14 protein-coding genes are annotated in these 16,628 nt (G+C 66.4%); 2 read left to right on the top strand and 12 right to left on the bottom strand.

Annotated features, from left to right (window positions below):
• The 3 genes from ACS0OT_RS16995 to ACS0OT_RS17005 all read right to left on the bottom strand — a co-directional run bounded on the left by ACS0OT_RS16995 (position 1) and on the right by ACS0OT_RS17005 (position 2,872).
• Positions 1–441 carry a response regulator gene (locus ACS0OT_RS16995; RefSeq protein WP_005411057.1) on the bottom strand — a complete coding sequence of 147 codons (441 nt, stop codon included), beginning with the start codon at positions 439–441 and terminating at the stop codon, positions 1–3.
• Positions 438–2,255 carry a sensor histidine kinase gene (locus ACS0OT_RS17000; protein WP_442255906.1) on the bottom strand — a complete coding sequence of 606 codons (1,818 nt, stop codon included), beginning with the start codon at positions 2,253–2,255 and terminating at the stop codon, positions 438–440. The genes ACS0OT_RS16995 and ACS0OT_RS17000 overlap by 4 nt, the downstream gene beginning before the upstream one ends.
• Positions 2,256–2,485: 230 nt before the next feature.
• A complete protein-coding gene (locus ACS0OT_RS17005) occupies positions 2,486–2,872 on the bottom strand; it encodes a BON domain-containing protein (protein WP_053498227.1) in 387 nt (128 codons plus the stop codon).
• Between the two features lie 171 nt (positions 2,873–3,043).
• Here ACS0OT_RS17005 and ACS0OT_RS17010 point away from each other — a divergent pair, with 171 nt between their 5' ends.
• A complete protein-coding gene (locus ACS0OT_RS17010; RefSeq protein WP_065178041.1) occupies positions 3,044–4,087 on the top strand; it encodes an oxidoreductase in 1,044 nt (347 codons plus the stop codon).
• Positions 4,088–4,271: 184 nt separating this feature from the next.
• On the opposite strand, the gene gnd is transcribed toward ACS0OT_RS17010, so the two are convergent.
• From gnd to ACS0OT_RS17045, 7 genes are all read right to left on the bottom strand, one after another.
• Complete coding sequence (gnd, locus tag ACS0OT_RS17015) at positions 4,272–5,177, bottom strand: phosphogluconate dehydrogenase (NAD(+)-dependent, decarboxylating) (protein WP_329844408.1); 906 nt, start codon at positions 5,175–5,177, stop codon at positions 4,272–4,274.
• Positions 5,178–5,187: 10 nt separating this feature from the next.
• Positions 5,188–6,426 carry a hypothetical protein gene (locus ACS0OT_RS17020; protein WP_134955848.1) on the bottom strand — a complete coding sequence of 413 codons (1,239 nt, stop codon included), beginning with the start codon at positions 6,424–6,426 and terminating at the stop codon, positions 5,188–5,190.
• Between the two features lie 17 nt (positions 6,427–6,443).
• Positions 6,444–7,034 carry a DUF2242 domain-containing protein gene (locus ACS0OT_RS17025; RefSeq protein ID WP_442255907.1) on the bottom strand — a complete coding sequence of 197 codons (591 nt, stop codon included), beginning with the start codon at positions 7,032–7,034 and terminating at the stop codon, positions 6,444–6,446.
• Between the two features lie 234 nt (positions 7,035–7,268).
• Positions 7,269–9,446 (bottom strand): carboxy terminal-processing peptidase, encoded by a 2,178-nt coding sequence (locus tag ACS0OT_RS17030; RefSeq protein ID WP_005419368.1) that lies wholly within the window; start codon positions 9,444–9,446, stop codon positions 7,269–7,271.
• A 278-nt stretch (positions 9,447–9,724) separates the two neighbouring features.
• Positions 9,725–10,735 (bottom strand): lipoyl synthase, encoded by a 1,011-nt coding sequence (gene lipA / locus ACS0OT_RS17035; RefSeq protein WP_005419370.1) that lies wholly within the window; start codon positions 10,733–10,735, stop codon positions 9,725–9,727.
• An 18-nt stretch (positions 10,736–10,753) separates the two neighbouring features.
• A complete protein-coding gene (gene lipB, locus ACS0OT_RS17040; RefSeq protein ID WP_134955846.1) occupies positions 10,754–11,464 on the bottom strand; it encodes a lipoyl(octanoyl) transferase LipB in 711 nt (236 codons plus the stop codon).
• Positions 11,452–11,730 (bottom strand): YbeD family protein, encoded by a 279-nt coding sequence (locus ACS0OT_RS17045; RefSeq protein WP_005411067.1) that lies wholly within the window; start codon positions 11,728–11,730, stop codon positions 11,452–11,454. Before ACS0OT_RS17045 ends, lipB begins: the two co-directional genes overlap by 13 nt.
• A 351-nt stretch (positions 11,731–12,081) precedes the next feature.
• Between ACS0OT_RS17045 and ACS0OT_RS17050 the strand changes: the two genes are divergently transcribed.
• Entirely contained in the window at positions 12,082–13,140 is a 1,059-nt protein-coding gene (locus tag ACS0OT_RS17050; RefSeq protein ID WP_080375075.1) for a lipid A deacylase LpxR family protein, read from the top strand.
• A gap of 48 nt (positions 13,141–13,188) precedes the next feature.
• Here ACS0OT_RS17050 and ACS0OT_RS17055 read toward each other — a convergent pair whose 3' ends face one another.
• Both ACS0OT_RS17055 and ACS0OT_RS17060 read right to left on the bottom strand, forming a co-directional pair.
• Positions 13,189–15,306: a YadA family autotransporter adhesin gene (locus ACS0OT_RS17055; RefSeq protein WP_235649094.1), complete on the bottom strand. Its 2,118-nt coding sequence runs from the start codon at positions 15,304–15,306 to the stop codon at positions 13,189–13,191.
• Positions 15,307–15,319: 13 nt separating this feature from the next.
• The gene (locus ACS0OT_RS17060) at positions 15,320–16,537 is read right to left on the bottom strand and encodes a D-alanyl-D-alanine carboxypeptidase family protein (RefSeq protein WP_065186230.1); all 1,218 of its coding nucleotides are present in this window, start codon (positions 16,535–16,537) and stop codon (positions 15,320–15,322) included.
• Between the last annotated feature and the right edge of the window lie 91 nt (positions 16,538–16,628).

Genomic DNA, 16,628 nt, shown 5'->3' on the forward strand with positions numbered 1-16,628 from the left:
TCACTCGAGTTCCGGTGCCTGGTTGATCAATGCCCAGAACTTGCCCAGCGTCTGCACCGCGCCGAAGAACTGGTCCACGTCCACCGGCTTGACCACGTAGGCGTTCACGCCCATGTCCCAGCTGCGGGCCAGGTCACTTTCCTCGCGCGAAGACGACAGGATCACCACCGGCAGGCGCTTGAGTTCTTCGTGCTCGCGGATCTGCCGCAGCACTTCCAGGCCATCCATGCGCGGCATCTTGATGTCCAGCAGCAGCACCGCCGGCAAGCCTTCCTCGCGGTTGGCGAAGGCGCCGCGGCGCAGCAGGTAGTCCATCACTTCCACGCCGTCCTCGACGTGCACGATGGGATTGGCCAGACGCGCTTCTTCCAGGGCGTCGATCGCCATTTCGGCATCCGCCGGGCTGTCTTCGGCGAGAAGAATGGTGCGCAGAGTCGTCATGCAGAGGGACCTTGTTTGTCCGCGTCGGTCGCGGGGGGCAGGTAGAAGTGGAAAGCAGCGCCGACGTCCGGTTCGGCCTCGGCCCAGATACGGCCACCATGGCGGGTCAGCACGCGGCGCACGCTGGCCAGGCCGATGCCGGTCCCCGGGTAGTCACTGGCCTTGTGCAGGCGCTGGAACACACCGAACAGCTTGCCGGCGTAGGCCATGTCAAAGCCTGCACCATTGTCGCTGACCGTGAACTGATGGCCGCCGTCGGGCTGCTGCTGGTAGTCAACGCGGATCTTCGCCGGTTCGCGGTTGCCCGAGTACTTCACTGCGTTGCCGAGCAGGTTGAGCCAGACCTGGCGGATCATGTTTTCGTCGCCCACCACGATCGGCAGCGGCGCGATGCTCCACTCCACCTGGTGCGCATGGCCGCTGTTCTCGGCCTCGGCCTGCAGATTGGAATCGAGCATGGCGCGGGTGTCGGCCACCAGCGACTGCATGTCCACCGCCTGCTGCCGCATCGCCGCACGGCCAAGTCGCGAGTAGACCAGCAGGTCGTCGATCAACGCTGCCATGCGCCGGGCCGAACTGGAAATCACGTCCAGATAGTGGCGGCTCTTGTCATCAGCCTGGTCGCCGAGGTGGCGCGACAGCTTGTCGGAGAATCCTGCCACGTGGCGCAGCGGTGCACGCAGGTCATGCGAGACCGAATAGCTGAAGGCCTCCAGCTCGCGGTTGACCTCGGACACCTGCGCAACCTTGCCTTCCAGCTGGCGGTTCAGCTCTTCGACGCGCAGCTGCACTGCGCGCTGCATGGTGACGTCGCTGATGGTCAGCAGCACCACCTCGTCATCGCTGTCGGGCAGCGGCATGCGCCGCGCGTTGAGCAGCATGTAGCGCACCATGCCGTCGGCGGTGCGCTGCTCGTGCTCGAAGTCCCACAGTTCGCGACCGCGCGACAGTACGTCGGCCAGGCGCTGCCGGACCACCGGCTCCTGCCATGCGTTGTCGCCAACGTTTTCCAGCAGCAGGCCGTCGGCGCGCTCGTCCTGCAGGCCGTACAGCTCAGCGAATGCTGGATTGTGCAGCTGCACGCGCAGGTCGCGGTCGAGCAGCACGATCGGTTCGCGCACGGTCTGCAGCACCGACGCCGCACGTGCAGCCGAGCGCAGCGATTGCCGCTCCGCATGCAGGCGACGGCCGATCTGCCGCTGCAGCAGCCACAGCACCAGGCCGAGCAGCGCCAGCTGGATCACCAGCGAACTCCACGACACCAGTTCGGTCTGCTTGCGCTGGCGTGCCGCCTGCTCGGCGCGCAGCGCCAGCAGCTTCTGCTCGCTGGCCTGCAGTTCTTCCACCAGCCCGCGGATGGGATAGCGCGTACTCAGGTCCTGCACCAGCTCGCGCTGGTCGCTGTTCGGTTCGGACCTGGCCAACTCGCGGGCAAGTGCCATGCGGCCTTCCAGCATCGATTCGATCCGACCGATGCGGATCAGCTGGTCGGGATTGTCGCGGGTCATCCGGCCCAGTTCGGCCAGGCGCCCGGGAATTTCATCGGCCCGGGCCATGCGTTCGCGCAGGCCGGGGGCATCCACGCCCTTGGACAGGGTCAACGCGGCCGATTCGACATCGCGCACATCGGCCTGCAGTTGCTGCAGTGCCACGCCCACGGCCTGGGTGTGGTTGACCCAGGCCATCGCTTGTTCGCTGTCCTGCTGCAGTTTACGCAGGGTCAACCACGGCACCACGATGATCGCGGCGGCGGCCAGCGCCAAGGCCGGCAACCGCCAGCGGTCCCAGATGTCGTCACTGAAAACCAGCGCCATAGTTCCTCGTCAGCTCTGCCGCGACGCGTTCGCCGGGTCGAGCCCGGTTGCGGCGGAACCGGCAATATAGCGCAGGCGGTCACAACTCTGGAATTTCCAGCGCGGTCGGCTGAACGGGTTGGCAATCAGACCTGTAGGGCCAAGCCCATGCTCGGCTGCCTTGGAGTGCCAGCCGAGCATGGCTCGGGTCTACAGGTCAGCGGGCGCCCCACGCGGGGCGCCCAACCGGTTCAGCGCTTGGCGGCAGCGCTGACCTTCAATGCGGCGGCATCGACGCGGGTCACGCCCTTGATGCCCTTGGCGGTGGTGACCGCCTTGTCCTTCTCGGCCTGGGTGGCCACGGTGCCGCTCAGGCTGACCACGCCGTTCACCGTTTCCACCTTGATCTCGGTGCCCGGGACGTTGCTGCTGGTCAGCAGGTCCGCCTTCACCTTGGTGGTGATCCAGCTGTCGGTCACCGGTTCGTTGGAATCATGGCGATCCGCGTGGGTAGCCGGATGTGCGCTGGTGGTCGGCGGGCTCTTCGCGGCCGGGTCCTTGGCGAATGCGGCCGAGGAGGACAGTGCCAGGCCCAGCGTCAGGGCAGAAGCAATCAGCGTGCGAGTGGTATTGCTCATCGTGTCGTTCTCCTTCGGGATGTGCTGCCAGTCTGGACAAGCGCACGTGGAGCAGGCGTGGCGTCGTGGTCATGCCGCCGTGAATCGAAGCGTTTCCAACGGCAACGGTTCAGTTTTGGGCTGTCCGCATCTGTCGTTTACCCTGCCCTTCCCCCCTGCCGGAGCTCTGCCATGCGCCCCGACCTGCACCTGGCCCTGATCGGCTACGGCCTCGCCGGCCGCGTCTTCCATGCCCCTCTGATCCAGCACACGCCCGGCCTTGTCCTGCACAGCATCGTCAGCTCGCAGCGCGACACGTTGCTGCGCACGTTCAGCAACGTACACGTGCGTGCAACGCCACAGGACGTGTTCGACGATCCAGCGGTGGATGCGGTGGTGATCGCCACGCCGAACGAACAGCACGCGCCGCTGGCGATGGCCGCGCTGGCCGCCGGCAAGCACGTGCTGGTCGACAAACCCTTTGCGCTGGATGTGGCCGAAGCGGAAACAGTACTGGCCGCAGCACGCGACGCCGGCCGCATCGCCACCGTGTTCCAGAACCGGCGCTTCGATGCCGACTTCCTCACGCTGCAGGCGCTGCTGTCCGAAGGCACGCTGGGCGAGGTGGCCGAATGCCATGCGCATTTCGACCGCTACCGGCCGCAGGTGCGCGACCGTTGGCGCGAACAGGACGGGCCAGGCAGTGGCCTGTGGTACGACCTCGGCCCGCACCTGCTGGACCAGATGCTGGTGCTGTTCGGCTGGCCCTACGCCATCGATGCGGATCTGGCCGTGCAGCGCCAAGGTGGCGCCGGCATCGACTACTTCCACGCCGTACTGCACTACCCGCGGCATCGCGCCATCGTGCATGCCGGTTCGCTGGTGGCTGCCCCTGCCCCGCACTTCAGCGTGCATGGCAGCAAGGCCAGCTGGATCAAGTACGGCCTGGATGTGCAGGAGGCCCAGCTGCGCCGCGGCGTAGCGCCGGGTGCGCCCGGATGGGGCATCGATCCCCGGCATGGCGAACTGGTGCACTGTGATGCAGAAGACAATGTTCTGCGCAGCACCGTCGACAACCTGCCCGGCGACTATCGTCGGTTGTATGCGCAGTTCGCAGCGGCGATGCACGGCGACGGCGAAGCGACGGTCAGCCCGATGCAGGCATTGCAGTTGATGCGGCTGCTGCAGGCCGGCATGGACAGCGCGCGCGAAGGGCGGCGGATCGCGTTGGACTGACCAGTAGATCCACGCCATGCGTGGATGACGTGGCAACGATCGGAGACGGCTTTTGTAGAGTCGAGCCATGCTCGACTGGCTGCATGGGGTCAGAACCCTTTCCTGCGGAAAGGGATCCGACCCTGATCTGCCCGGGGTCGGATCCCTTCGGCAACGCCGAAGGGCTCTGACCCCACCGCAGTGCTTACGACTTCTTGATGGCGTGGCCGCCGAATTCATTGCGCATCGCCGACAGCAGGCGGTCGGTGAACGAATTGGATTCCCGCGAACGCAGGCGTTCCAGCAGCGACAACGTGATCACCGGTGCCGGCACGTCCAGCGCGATGGCTTCGGCCACGGTCCAGCGGCCTTCCCCGGAATCCTCCACGTATGGCGCGATGCCATCCAGCGACGGATTGCGCTTGAGGGCTTCGGCACTCAGGTCCAGCAGCCACGAACGCACCACGCTGCCGTGGCGCCAGACTTCGGCGACCTGGGCCAGGTCCAGCGCCATCTCCTGCTTGCGCTCCATCAGCGCGAAGCCTTCGGCATAGGCCTGCATCATCCCGTACTCGATGCCGTTGTGGACCATCTTGGTGAAATGGCCGGCGCCGGATGGACCAACACGCGCCCAGCCGCGATCTTCAGCCGGTGCCAGCGTGCGCAGCAGCGGTGCGATCTGCTCCACCACCGATGCTTCGCCACCGACCATCAGGCTGTAGCCTTCCTGCAGGCCCCACACGCCGCCGCTGGTGCCACAGTCGACGTAGCCCAGATCGTCCTCCGCCAGCGCCTTGGCGCGACGGATCGAGTCCTGGTAGTTGGAGTTGCCGCCGTCGATGACGATGTCACCCTCGGCCAGGTGCTGGGTCAGCTGTCCCAGCGTCTGGTCGACGGTTTCACCCGCCGGCACCATCAGCCACACCACGCGCGGCACCGGCAGCGCGGCCACGGCGGCGGCCAGCGAATCAACCACCTCCAGGCCGGCCTCTGCAGCACGCTGGCGCGCACTTTCGCCCGGGTCGTAGCCGACCACGCGGTGGCCGCCGCGATGCAGGCGCTGGGCCATGTTGGCGCCCATGCGGCCGAGGCCGATCATTGCAATATCCATTGTTTCACCTTCAGTTGGGGTCTAGGGTCAGGCTGCCTGGCCTGCCGGTAGCCGCGCAGTGGCGCAGCTGCGCCTCGCGCCAACGCCGGTAGAGCGTGGTATGCAGATTGTGCACCGCCAGGTCGATCGAAAACGGCGTTCTCGGGTTGCGATCGAGCAGGCGGACGATGTGGTAGCCGATAGGACGTATACCGCGCGGATGCACGTAGATCACGAACTGCTGGTAGAACGGATCGTCCAGCAGCTGATCCATGCGCACCAGAGCCGCGTGGTAGCGCGGTGCCAGGCGCGCGCGCAGCTGTGGATCGCGCTCGAACAGCAGGCGCTCGAAATAGCGCTGGCCGATGCGCGGGATGTCCTGCGCCAGTTTCCAGAGCTCGGCATTGCGCTGGTCGTACCAGGCCAGGCCAGCGTGCAGTGCCAGCGCCTGCGCAGCGCCCTCGCCCACCTCGACCACCACGAAGTTCTCGGCCTGGTTGCTCAGGTCGTCCAGCGTGCCTTTGTCGTACACATGTTCGATGAAACCGGGCACGCCCACGAACGCCTGCCGCCCCATCGCCGAGGTGCGCACCGCCTTGCCATCGGCGAAGAAGTCGCCCGCATGCGCGCCGAGCAGGATGCTGTCGGTGTCGTGCAGCGCGAGGAAGGTGCCGATCGACAGTTCCTCCGCTGCGAACCCTGTGTCGAACGCAGCATCGCCATACAGCTCGCGCTGGGTGGCCAGCTGTGCGACCTGGCGGCCGACACCGCATTCGGCACGCACGGCACCGCTGTAGAACGCCTCCAGCGCATGGCTGTTGCCCGCGCGGGGCACGAAGCCACGACCGAAACTGCGTGTACGCTGCCAACCCTGTGCCGGTGCGCCCTGCAATCCGAAGCCGATCCATCCCAGCTGCGGGCCGGAGAAGCGGAACGTGGGATTGCCCTGCAATGCCGAAGTCGCGCGCCGCGTGGCCGCCCCCAGCTCAAAGGCATAGGCGCAGACGGTGGCGGGGTCATCCAGCAGCTGCTGCAGAAGTGCGTGCCGAGCAGCAGCGGGCAACGCCGTCGGCCACCGCACCTGCAGGTCGCCGGCCGCTTGTGAATCAGCCAGCGAGGCACGCGTACATACGGGACCACCGCGCACCTGCGGCGCGGTGAGGGACGCTTCTTCGAAGCGCCACCCCAACCGCTGCAGCAGGCCCTGCGTACAGTCCGGGGATGGCGCTGCCACGACCCACGCGGGCGCCAGCAGCAGGGCTGCAATCAGCCACCTGCCGCGCACTCTCAGCCCTGGTCCGTAACCGCCGGTGCGGGTTCCGGCGCCGCGGCCGGCGATGGCGATGGCGTGCCCGCCGCGGCCGGCAGATACTGCTGCAGGCGCTGGAAGAAGCGACGATAGAACTCGGCATCCGTGACCGTGCTGCTGGCCACCTTCACCAGCGAGTCGTCGTTGCTGCCGAACGGCAGCGACACCGAGCCCAGCGCACCCACGCCGACACTGGCCGAGGTCGGGCTCTTCTTCAGCGCGTAGCGGTCCTGCACGGCACTGACGAATACCAGCGTCTGGCTGCCGCGCGGGGCGCACGAGATGCGCAGCACCAGCTGCTCATGGTCATCCTCGCGCGGCTGGAAGTTCTTGCTGCCCTCCACCTGTGCATCATCGGAACGGGCGATGGCATAGCCTTGGCTGAGCAGCGTGCGGCGCGCGGCCTCGCAGGCTTCGCCGGGGCGTCCCCCAACGGTGCGCGAGAAGGTATCGCCGGAATCGAAAGACTCGCGCAGCACGGTGCTGTCGGCGGCGCGGCCACCACAGGCCGAAAGGATCAAGGCGCTGGCGCACGCCACGGCAGCGCTGGAAAGACGGGAGGCCCGCATGGGTACTCCTGCGAGAACGGAAGCACCAAGGGTAGTCCCGCCCCCGTGTGCGGCAGGTCGATATGGCCCCCCACGTTGCTCCCGGTTCATGCACGTAAAAGGGGACGGAGGGGATCAAGTCGTTTGCGGCACTTCACTGGTCCGGACATGGCCCGGCGCGACCGGGAATGGGCTTCCCAAACAAGAAGGGGCCGGCAATGCCGGCCCCTGCGAATGTCGCGCGCCGTCTCCGGCTCAGTCCGCCCAACGCCCCGCGCCGGTGGACTGCGGCAGCACCTGGGCCGACAGCGGACGGTCATTGGCCAGCAGGTTCACCGCGTCGGCCAGGATCGAGGCCGACTCGCGCAGCAGCGGGTCCGGACGCTTTTCGGCAGCCTTTTCGCGGGCGGCATCCTTCACGATGTCGCGCTCGTTGCCGGTCAGGCCATCATCACTGCTGTCATCGGCCAGCGGGTCCAGGGCCAGGCCCAGCTCCTTGCGCTGCAGCTGGCGTTCCTTGCGCTGGGCGTCCTGGCGCTCGCGTTCGGCGCGACGGGTGGCCTCGTTGAGCGAGATGTACTTCTTCGCCGCCTCGGTCCGGAACTGCTGCACGTCCTCGTTCCACCACTGGAATTCCTTGTCGGTGGCGATTCGCGCGTCGTGGCGGGCCTCCAGCTTCGGCAGCAGCGGCGCGAAGTTGCCGTACTGGGTGTGCGGCACGGCGGCGATGCGGGTCCACGGCAGGGCGTTATCGTAGGTGCTCTCGCCGAACTCGGTGGCATCGACGCTGGCCGGGAAGGCCAGGTCCGGCACCACGCCCTTGTGCTGGGTGCTGCTGCCGCTGATGCGGAAGAACTGGGCGATGGTCAGCTTGACCTGGCCGAAGCGCTGGGTCTCGCCACTCGGCCAGCGGTCGAGGTCGACGATGTTCTGCACGGTGCCCTTGCCGAAGCTGGTTTCACCGATCACCAGGCCACGACCATAATCCTGGATCGCACCAGCGAAGATCTCCGAGGCCGAAGCCGAACCGCGGTTGATCAGCACCGCCAGCGGGCCATCCCACGCCACGCCCTGGTTGCGGTCGCTGTTGACGGTGACGCGGCCACCGGACTCGCGCACCTGCACCACCGGGCCCTGCTCGATGAACAGGCCGGTCAGTTCGATGGCTTCATCCAGCGAACCGCCGCCGTTGTTGCGCAGGTCCAGCACCACGCCGTCCAGCTTGTCGTTCTTGAAACCAGCCAGCAGCTTGGCCACGTCGCGGGTGGCCGAGGCATAGTCGGCGGCGTTGCGGCGGCGGCCTTCGAAATCCTGGTAGAAGGTCGGCAGCTTGATCACACCAATCTTCCGTGCCGGCTCGCCGTTGGCGGCCGGAATGGTCATGGTCTCGCCCTTGGCGGCCTGTTCGGCCAGGCGCACCTTCTGCCGGGTCAGCACCAGGGTGTGGTGCTTGCCATCGGCACCTTCGGCAGCCGGAATGAACTCCAGCTTGACCTGGGTGTCCTTGGCGCCGCGGATCTTGGCGACCACATCGTCGATGCGCCAGCCGATCACGTCCTCGACCTGGCCAGACTTGCCCTGGCCAACGCCAACGATGCGGTCACCCGGCTTCAGCGTGCCGTCCACCGCAGCCGGGCCGCCGGCGATGATCTCGCGGATCACCACCACGTCGTCCTGGCGCTGCAGCTGCGCACCGATGCCTTCCAGCGACAGCGACATCGCCTGGTTGAAGTTCTCGGCCGTGCGCGGGGTGAAGTAATCGGTGTGCGGATCAACCGCGCTGGTGTACGAATTCATGAAGAACTGGAAGACGTCTTCGCCCTTCAGCTCGTTGACCGACTTTTCCAGCGTCGCGTAGCGCTTGTCCAGCGTCTTGCGGATATCGTCCGGCTTCTTGCCTGCCAGCTTCAGGCGCAGCCAGTCGTTCTTCACCGACTTGCGCCACAGCTCATCCAGCTCGGCGCTGCTGGCCGCCCACGGCACCTTCTTGCGGTCGTACTCGAAGCGCTCGTCGGTGGTGAAGTCCGGCTCCTGCTTGAGCAGCTTGCGCGCAAAGGCCACACGTTCGCCGACACGCTGCTTGTAGACCGCGAACACCTGGAACGCCGGTTCCAGTTCGCCGCCACGGATGGCCGAGGAGATGTTGGCTTCGAAGGGCGCGAAGCGCGCCACGTCGGCCTGGGTGAAATACTGCTTGGCGCCGTCCAGCGTCTCCAGATAGCGCTTGAACACGTCCTTGGAGGTGGCCTCGTCCAGCGCACGCGGGCGGTAGGCGTAACGACTGTCGGACAACAGGCCATACACCAGCTTGGAGGTGGTCACCTGATCGGCAGTCGCCGCAGCGGGCAATGCAGGCGAGTCGGCCTTGGCCGCCAGCGCCAGCGGCGCGACCAGCGCCAGGGCCATCAGGAATGCGGGGGCTTTGAATTTCATTGACGTGCTCGAAGGCGCCTTGCCAAGGGGGAGACTGCAGGGTGTTCAGACACCCCGACAGTGCCGAAAGTTGCCGGGTTTGTCACCCGGCCGCGCTCGGTGGAAAACCAGCCTAGCGGGGCCGGTGTAGCAAATTGTGAATGCATGTAGAGCCGAGCCCATGCTCGGCTGGCCGGCAGCAAGCAGCCGAGCATGGGCTCGGCTCTACCGCAGGCAGAGGTGTGCGGACCAACGGTCCGCACCCACAGGAGAAGCAGCTCCCACCCACCGGGAGGGTGTCAGGAAACCCCTGCGCCCTTGGCCTGAACGTCGGCGTGGTACGACGAGCGCACCATCGGGCCGGACGCCACGTGGCTGAAGCCCAGCTCGTAACCGTAGTCTTCCAGTGCCTTGTAGTCGTCGGGGGTCCAGTACTTCAGCACCGGGTGATGGTGCGCGGTCGGCTGCAGGTACTGTCCGATGGTGATCATGTCCACATCGTGCGCGCGCAGGTCACGCATCGTGGCCTTGATCTGTTCGAAGTCCTCGCCCAGGCCCAGCATGATGCCGCTCTTGGTTGGCACGTCCGGGTGCTGCGCCTTGAAGTTCTTCAGCAGGTTCAGCGACCACTGGTAGTCCGCACCCGGGCGCACGTTGCGGTACAGGTCCGGCACGGTCTCGATGTTGTGGTTGAACACATCCGGCGGGTTCTGCGCCAGGATCTCCAGCGCACGTTCCATGCGGCCCTTGCCGCGGAAGTCCGGGGTCAGCACTTCGATGCGGGTACCCGGCGACTTTTCGCGGATGGCGGTGATGCAGTCGACGAAGTGCTGGGCACCGCCGTCGCGCAGGTCATCGCGGTCGACGCTGGTCACCACCACGTACTTCAGGCCCATGTCGGCCACGGTCTGGCCGAGGCTGGCCGGTTCGTTGGCATCCGGCGGCTTCGGGCGGCCGTGGGCGACGTCGCAGAACGAGCAGCGCCGGGTGCAGACCTCGCCGAGGATCATGAAGGTGGCGGTGCCGTGGCCGAAGCACTCATGGATGTTCGGGCAGCTGGCTTCCTCGCAGACCGTCACCAGGCGGTTCTCGCGCAGCTTGGCCTTCAGGTTCTGCACGGCATTGCCCGAAGGAATGCGCACGCGGATCCAGGACGGCTTGCGCAGTACCGGCGCGTCGGCGAACTGCACCGGCGAACGGTTGATCTTGTCACCGCCCAGCTGCTTGACCCCGGCCTGCAACGGCGCGGTGGACGGAGAATCGCCCTGCACGATCTGCAGGGGAATGGAACGGGCGGTGGTTTCAGTCATGGCAGTTCCGGGGGGCGGTCAGGCGGCCGCAGAAAGATCGGGCAGTTCGGGCGTGTGCTGCAGCAGCAGGCCAAACTGGCGGGCCAGGTGGTCCAGCAGCACCGGCTTGACGGCCTCCATCCCGGAGGGGCCGCCCAAGTCCAGCACCGAGGTCACCTGCAACCCCTGATAGCCACAGGGATTGATGCGGTGGAAGGGTTCCAGGTCCATGGCCACGTTGAAGGCCAGCCCATGGAAGGTGCAACCGCGACGCACACGGATGCCGAGTGCGGCAATCTTGGCACCACCGACGTAGACGCCTGGGGCGCCCTCGCGGCGTTCGGCGCCGATGTTCCACTCGGCCAGGGTATCGATGAGCGCCTGCTCGATGCGACACACGTAGTCGCGCACACCGATACCCAGCCGTGGCAGGCGCAGCAACGGATAGATCACGATCTGGCCGGGACCGTGATAGGTCACCTGGCCGCCGCGGTCCACGTGCAGCACGGGGATGTCGCCCGGCGCCAGCACATGCTCGTCCTTGCCGGCCTGGCCCAGGGTGAACACCGGATCGTGCTCGACCACCCACAGCTCGTCGGCATCGGCGTCGCTGCGCTGGTCGGTGAAGCGCTGCATGGCGCGCCACACCGGTTCATACAGCTGTCGGCCGAGGTCACGGACCAGCGCCGGACGCGGCGCACGGTCCTCCGGGGCGGCTTCGGCCGGGCAGGAGTCGGCTACAGCGTCCACTTCACTTCCGGGTGGTCACGCAGCGCCTGGTGCGCCAGGTCGTACTGTTCGCGGCTCTCGGCCTTGAACACGATGCGGACGGACACGTACTTGCCGTTGGAGGAGTGCTTCCAGCTGATGCGTTCGTTCACCACATCGATGCCGGCGGCCAGCAACAGGCGGGGAAGCTCATGCTCCAGGCCGCGGTTGGCCGGGCCCATGGCGCTGAGCTCGAACTGGCCGGGGAACTGGAAGCCGTGGTCGGGGTTGTCGGACTTGATTTCCATGGCCCCATTATCGGGCCGCAGGGCAACAAACCCAAGAGTATTCATCAACGCCAGGACCGCACCGGCGGTCTGCTGCGTTGCAGGCGGCCCAAAGGGACGGGCCTGAGGCCCAACGGCAGCTGACTGCAATCTCCTGACCGGCACCCACGCGAACATCGTACGGGCGGCCCGCGACCGCCTTCACGCCAGGCCCGCGGCGCGTGCGCGGGTAACAAATTGTGCCCGCCGGACAATGTTGTTTTCGGAACAGACAAGTGATCCGGACGTGCTCGTTCCGACGCGCGGGCACGAGTACCGTAGCGTTGCAGAAAACGACTGAAAACCGCCCCCTTCCCCATGAGCATTCCATCCATGCGTAGTGTCGCAGCTCTCGGGCTCGCCGGCCTGCTGGCCTCTGCCCTCCCCCTTGCCGCCCAGGCGGCCGAACAATGTGGCCCGGACGCCATGCGCGACCACCCGCCGCAGGTCAATTTCCGCGTCGACAACGACCTGTTCGGCGGCCGCCACCAGGATCAGGGCTATACCAACGGTGCGCTGTTGACCCTGGTCTCCCCCAATCTGGTCGATTACACCGACGACCCCTGCCTGCCGCGCATGGCGCGCTGGGTGAACCGGTACCTGGAAGGGCTGCATCCGGGCAAGTTCGAACAGCAGAACATGATCTTCAGCATCGGCCAGGGGATCTTCACCCCGACCGATTTCACTCGCAGGGACCTGATCGAGGACGACCGCCCTTACGCCGGCGTGCTGATCGCGAACTTCGGTTTCAATGCGCGCAGCGGCGACCGCCTGCAGACCACCCAGCTGACACTGGGCGTGGTCGGCCCCTGGGCACAGGGCAAGCAGGTGCAGAATGCCGTGCACGACGTGCTGGGCGACGAAAAATTCAAGGGTTGGGACAACCAGCTGCACAACGAACCACTGTTCATGCTGACCCATGAGCGCATGCGCCGCTGGCCGGGCGATGCCAGTGTCAATGCCGACGGTTGGGGCTGGGACGCGATCAGCCACTACGGCGGGTCGATCGGCAACCTGGAAACCAAGGCCAATTTCGGCGGTGAAGTGCGCTTTGGCTGGAAGCTGCCGGACGACTTCGGCAGCACGCCGTTGCGCCCGGCCGGTGAGAACACGGCGCCGACCCGCAGCGGCCGCCCCGGTGGGTGGTCCTGGCACCTGTTCGCGACCTCGGACGCTGCCTGGGTGATCCGCGATATCACCCTGGATGGCAACACCTTCCGCAACAGTCACAGCGTGGACAAGCGCCATGTGGTGGCCTACGGCGGGTACGGCGTGGCGGTGATGTACGGCCGCTGGAAGTTCGCTGCCGCGCGCTACCACAGCACGCGCGAATTCAACGGCCAGCGCGAGGCGCCGGTGTTCGGCAGCTTCACCATCAGTCGTGCGCTGTAGGCCCAGCCTCGGTTCCGCCGGGTGTTGCCCGGCGGACACCTCGCGTGCCTACCAGCTGAAACCCGCGCCGGCAGAAACGCTCTGGTCACTACCACTGAAGGCGCCACCCAAGGACACCGAGACGTTCTTCTTCTCGCCCAGTATCCGCTGGTAACCCACGGCCAACGCCGAACGCCCGTTCTGCGAACCGACACCCGCCCCCACGCGGTTGTCGCCGCTCAAACCGGCGGTGTTGATTGCCATGCCCGCATAGGCCGCGCTGATCGCCCCCATGCGGTCAAGCCGCGTGTCCATCGCGTTGAAGCGGCCATCGGTGTACTCACGCTCGGCCTTGAAACGATCATCCATCTGCTGCACGTTCACCGCATCGGTCGGGCGTACGCCGGCCGCGACATTGCTGACGACGCGCTCATTGCCCTGGGAGCCCACCGAGAACTCACTGTCGCGGTCAGCCGTAGATCCGGCACCGACAGCAACCGAATTGTTGCCCGTCGCACTGGCGCCTTCGCCCATGGCAACCGAGCCCGTACCCGAGGCCACACTACCCTCGCCCACGGCCACTGCGCCAACGCCGGACGCCGCGCTTCCATTGCCAAGGCCGATCGCGCCCTTGCCGGAAGCATCGCTCCCTTCGCCAATGGCCACCGATCCCTCACCGGTACCGGGGGAGACACCCGGATTGCCCGTGCCGGGATTTCCGGTCCCCGGGCCACCAATGGAACCATCCTCGATCCCACGCTCGATCGAACCCAGCCGGTCGTCCATCTGTCGCCATTGGGCTTCCCAGTTGGCATTCATCTGCCACAGCTGGCTGCCATTGACGGCTTCCATGCTGAACTGGCCAATCTGGCCGGCGGCGACCTTGTCCAGCACCGTGCCACCCGTTCCGCCGAGCGAGGCCCGGGACAGACTTGCATCGTCGTAAGTGAGCACGCTCAGCGTCTCGCCACTGACGGGATCAATCGCGCCAGCCGCCCGCAGCTGCGCGATGGTCACCACGTCATCTTCGTTGACGCCGTTGGCCACGCCGCTCAGGCGCCGGTAGCCATCCCCGCCTGCGAAATCCACCACAGTACCGCCCTTGCCGGCAGCCACGCTCACCACGCCCGTACCGGAATCATGGGTGACGATGCCGGAGGAGCCGTCAGCAAGGCCCGCGACGTCATCACTCAGCGTCTTCAGCGAGCCTTCTGCGCCGGACATGCGCGTCTGCAATCCGCCAACGTCGCTCTCCAGCGAACCCACCTGGGCACCCAGCTTCGAGGCATCGTCCTTGATCGTGTCGATGTCACTCTCCACCCGCCCAACGCGCTCATTGGTCGAGAACAGCTGCGCACCGGTGATGGCATCGGCACTGCCTGCAGCGATCACACCGTCAGCCATGTTGGTGATGCGGCGGTTGTCAACGCCATTGCCCACCGATACCGTGTTGGCCGCATTGGTGGTCGCCCCGGCTCCCAAGGCGACGCTGTTACTGTGGCTGGCGGTCGCATCGTAGCCCACCGCTACGCCACCTTCGGCCGAAACAGTACTGGCATTGCCCAGGGCTACTGCCTTCATCTTGGTGGTTGGGGCCCCGAGCACGCTCGCACCCCCGCCCATAGCCAGCGATCCTCCACCCACGACCTGCGCACCGGGTCCGATCGCAATCGAGTAGTCCGGCGAATCAGTGCCCGGCGAAAGTAAGCTGTCCGTCCTTGCTGAATTGCCGATGGCAATGTCGCGCGCGCCCCCCGCTACGGCGTCATCGCCCAGTTCAATCTTGGTGGCAAGCACACTCGACCACGTCACCCCCTGGTCACTGGTGCAGCGCTCGCGCTCCGCATCGGTTGCTTCATTGGCGCAGTCCCCCCTGTCCGCTGCTGCAGCCAGAGCTGCTGGCAGCATCAAGGCACCTGCCAACGCCAATGCCAGCGGGGTGCGGCGCGCAGTGCAACGCGTCTTTGGAGAAATCGCGGATATCAGCGTGCGAATGGTCATTGGCATGTACTCCTGTGGAATGGGACGGAAAGCCGCAGTGCCCGGCAGTCCTGTTGCGTACATGCTCGACCTGACACGCCGGCAAACCCATCGGACGTGTACCAATTCCACGCGCCGGACCCGGCCCGACAGCGTCGATACAGGCAAAGAAAAAGGCCGGCATTCGCCGGCCTTTTCGTTCACCACGCCGGGGCGTGGATCATTCCGATTCCCACCACATCCAGAAGCTGTCCCACAGGCGCTTGAAGAAGCCGGCCTGCTCAACGGCGGCCACGGCCACCAGCGGCGCTTCGGCGACGACCTTGCCATCCAGGGTGACCTTCACGGTGCCGATCTTCTGGCCGGCGGTGAACGGTGCTTCCAGGGTCTTGGGCACATCGATGCTCGGCTTCAGGTCGTTGTAGCGGCCGCGCGGCACGCTCACCAGCATCGGCTGGGCCACCCCCAGCTGCACCTTGTCGGTGGTGCCCTTCCAGACCTTGTGCTCGGCCACGGCCTTGCCCGGTTCATACAGACGGTGGGTCTCGAAGAAGCGGAAGCCCCAGTTCAGCAGCGCCAGGCTGTCATCGGCACGCTGCTTTTCCGACTCCCCCCCCAATACCACGGCGATCAGGCGCTGGTCGCCACGCTGCGCCGAACTCATCAGGCAGTACCCGGCTTCGGAGGTGTGGCCGGTCTTGATGCCGTCCACGCTGCCGTCGCGCCACAACAGCAGGTTGCGGTTCGGTTGCTTGATGTTGCCGACCTGGAATTCCTTGATCTTGTTGTACGCGTAGGTTTCCGGGTAATCACGCACCATCGCGCGGCCCAGCAGCGCCAGGTCGTAGGCGGTGCTGTGGTGGCCTTCGGCGGTCAGGCCGTGGGCGTTGACGAAGTGCGAGTTCTTCATGCCGATCTTGGCGGCGTAGCTGTTCATCAGCGACGCAAAGGCTTCTTCGCTGCCGGCCACGTGCTCGGCCAGGGCGATCGCGGCATCATTGCCGGACTGGATCGCCATGCCCTTTTCCATGTCTTCCAGGCGTGCGGTCTGGTTGACCGGGAAGCCGCTGTAGCTGCCGTCGGTACCCGCGCCGCCTTCGCGCCAGGCGCGTTCGCTCATCATCACCTGGTCATCCGCACGGACCTTGCCGTTCTTGACCTCGGCGGCGATCACGTAGGACGTCATCACCTTGGTGATGCTGGCCGGGGCCAGCTGCTCGTGGATGTTCTCGCCGGCCAGCACCTGGCCGGTGGCGTAGTCCATCAGCACCCAGGCCTTGGATACGCTCGGCACCGGCGCCGGCGGGGTGGCAACGGTGACCGGGGCGGCAGCGGCGGCGGGCGCCGGCGTGGCCGGGGTCGGCAGCGGGGTCTGGGCGGAAGCCAGGCCCACCACCAGGGTGGCGGCCAGGGCGGTGGCGGCGGAACGGAAATTCATTGGACAGCAGGCTCCAGGGGACGGCCAGGAATGGAGGGTGGAACGTAGTGGCCATTGTAAGGCCGGGGCAGCATGGGCCGGCAGCACCGGC

This window comes from Stenotrophomonas maltophilia group sp. RY12688 (assembly GCF_052149045.1).
Lineage (GTDB): Bacteria > Pseudomonadota > Gammaproteobacteria > Xanthomonadales > Xanthomonadaceae > Stenotrophomonas > Stenotrophomonas sepilia.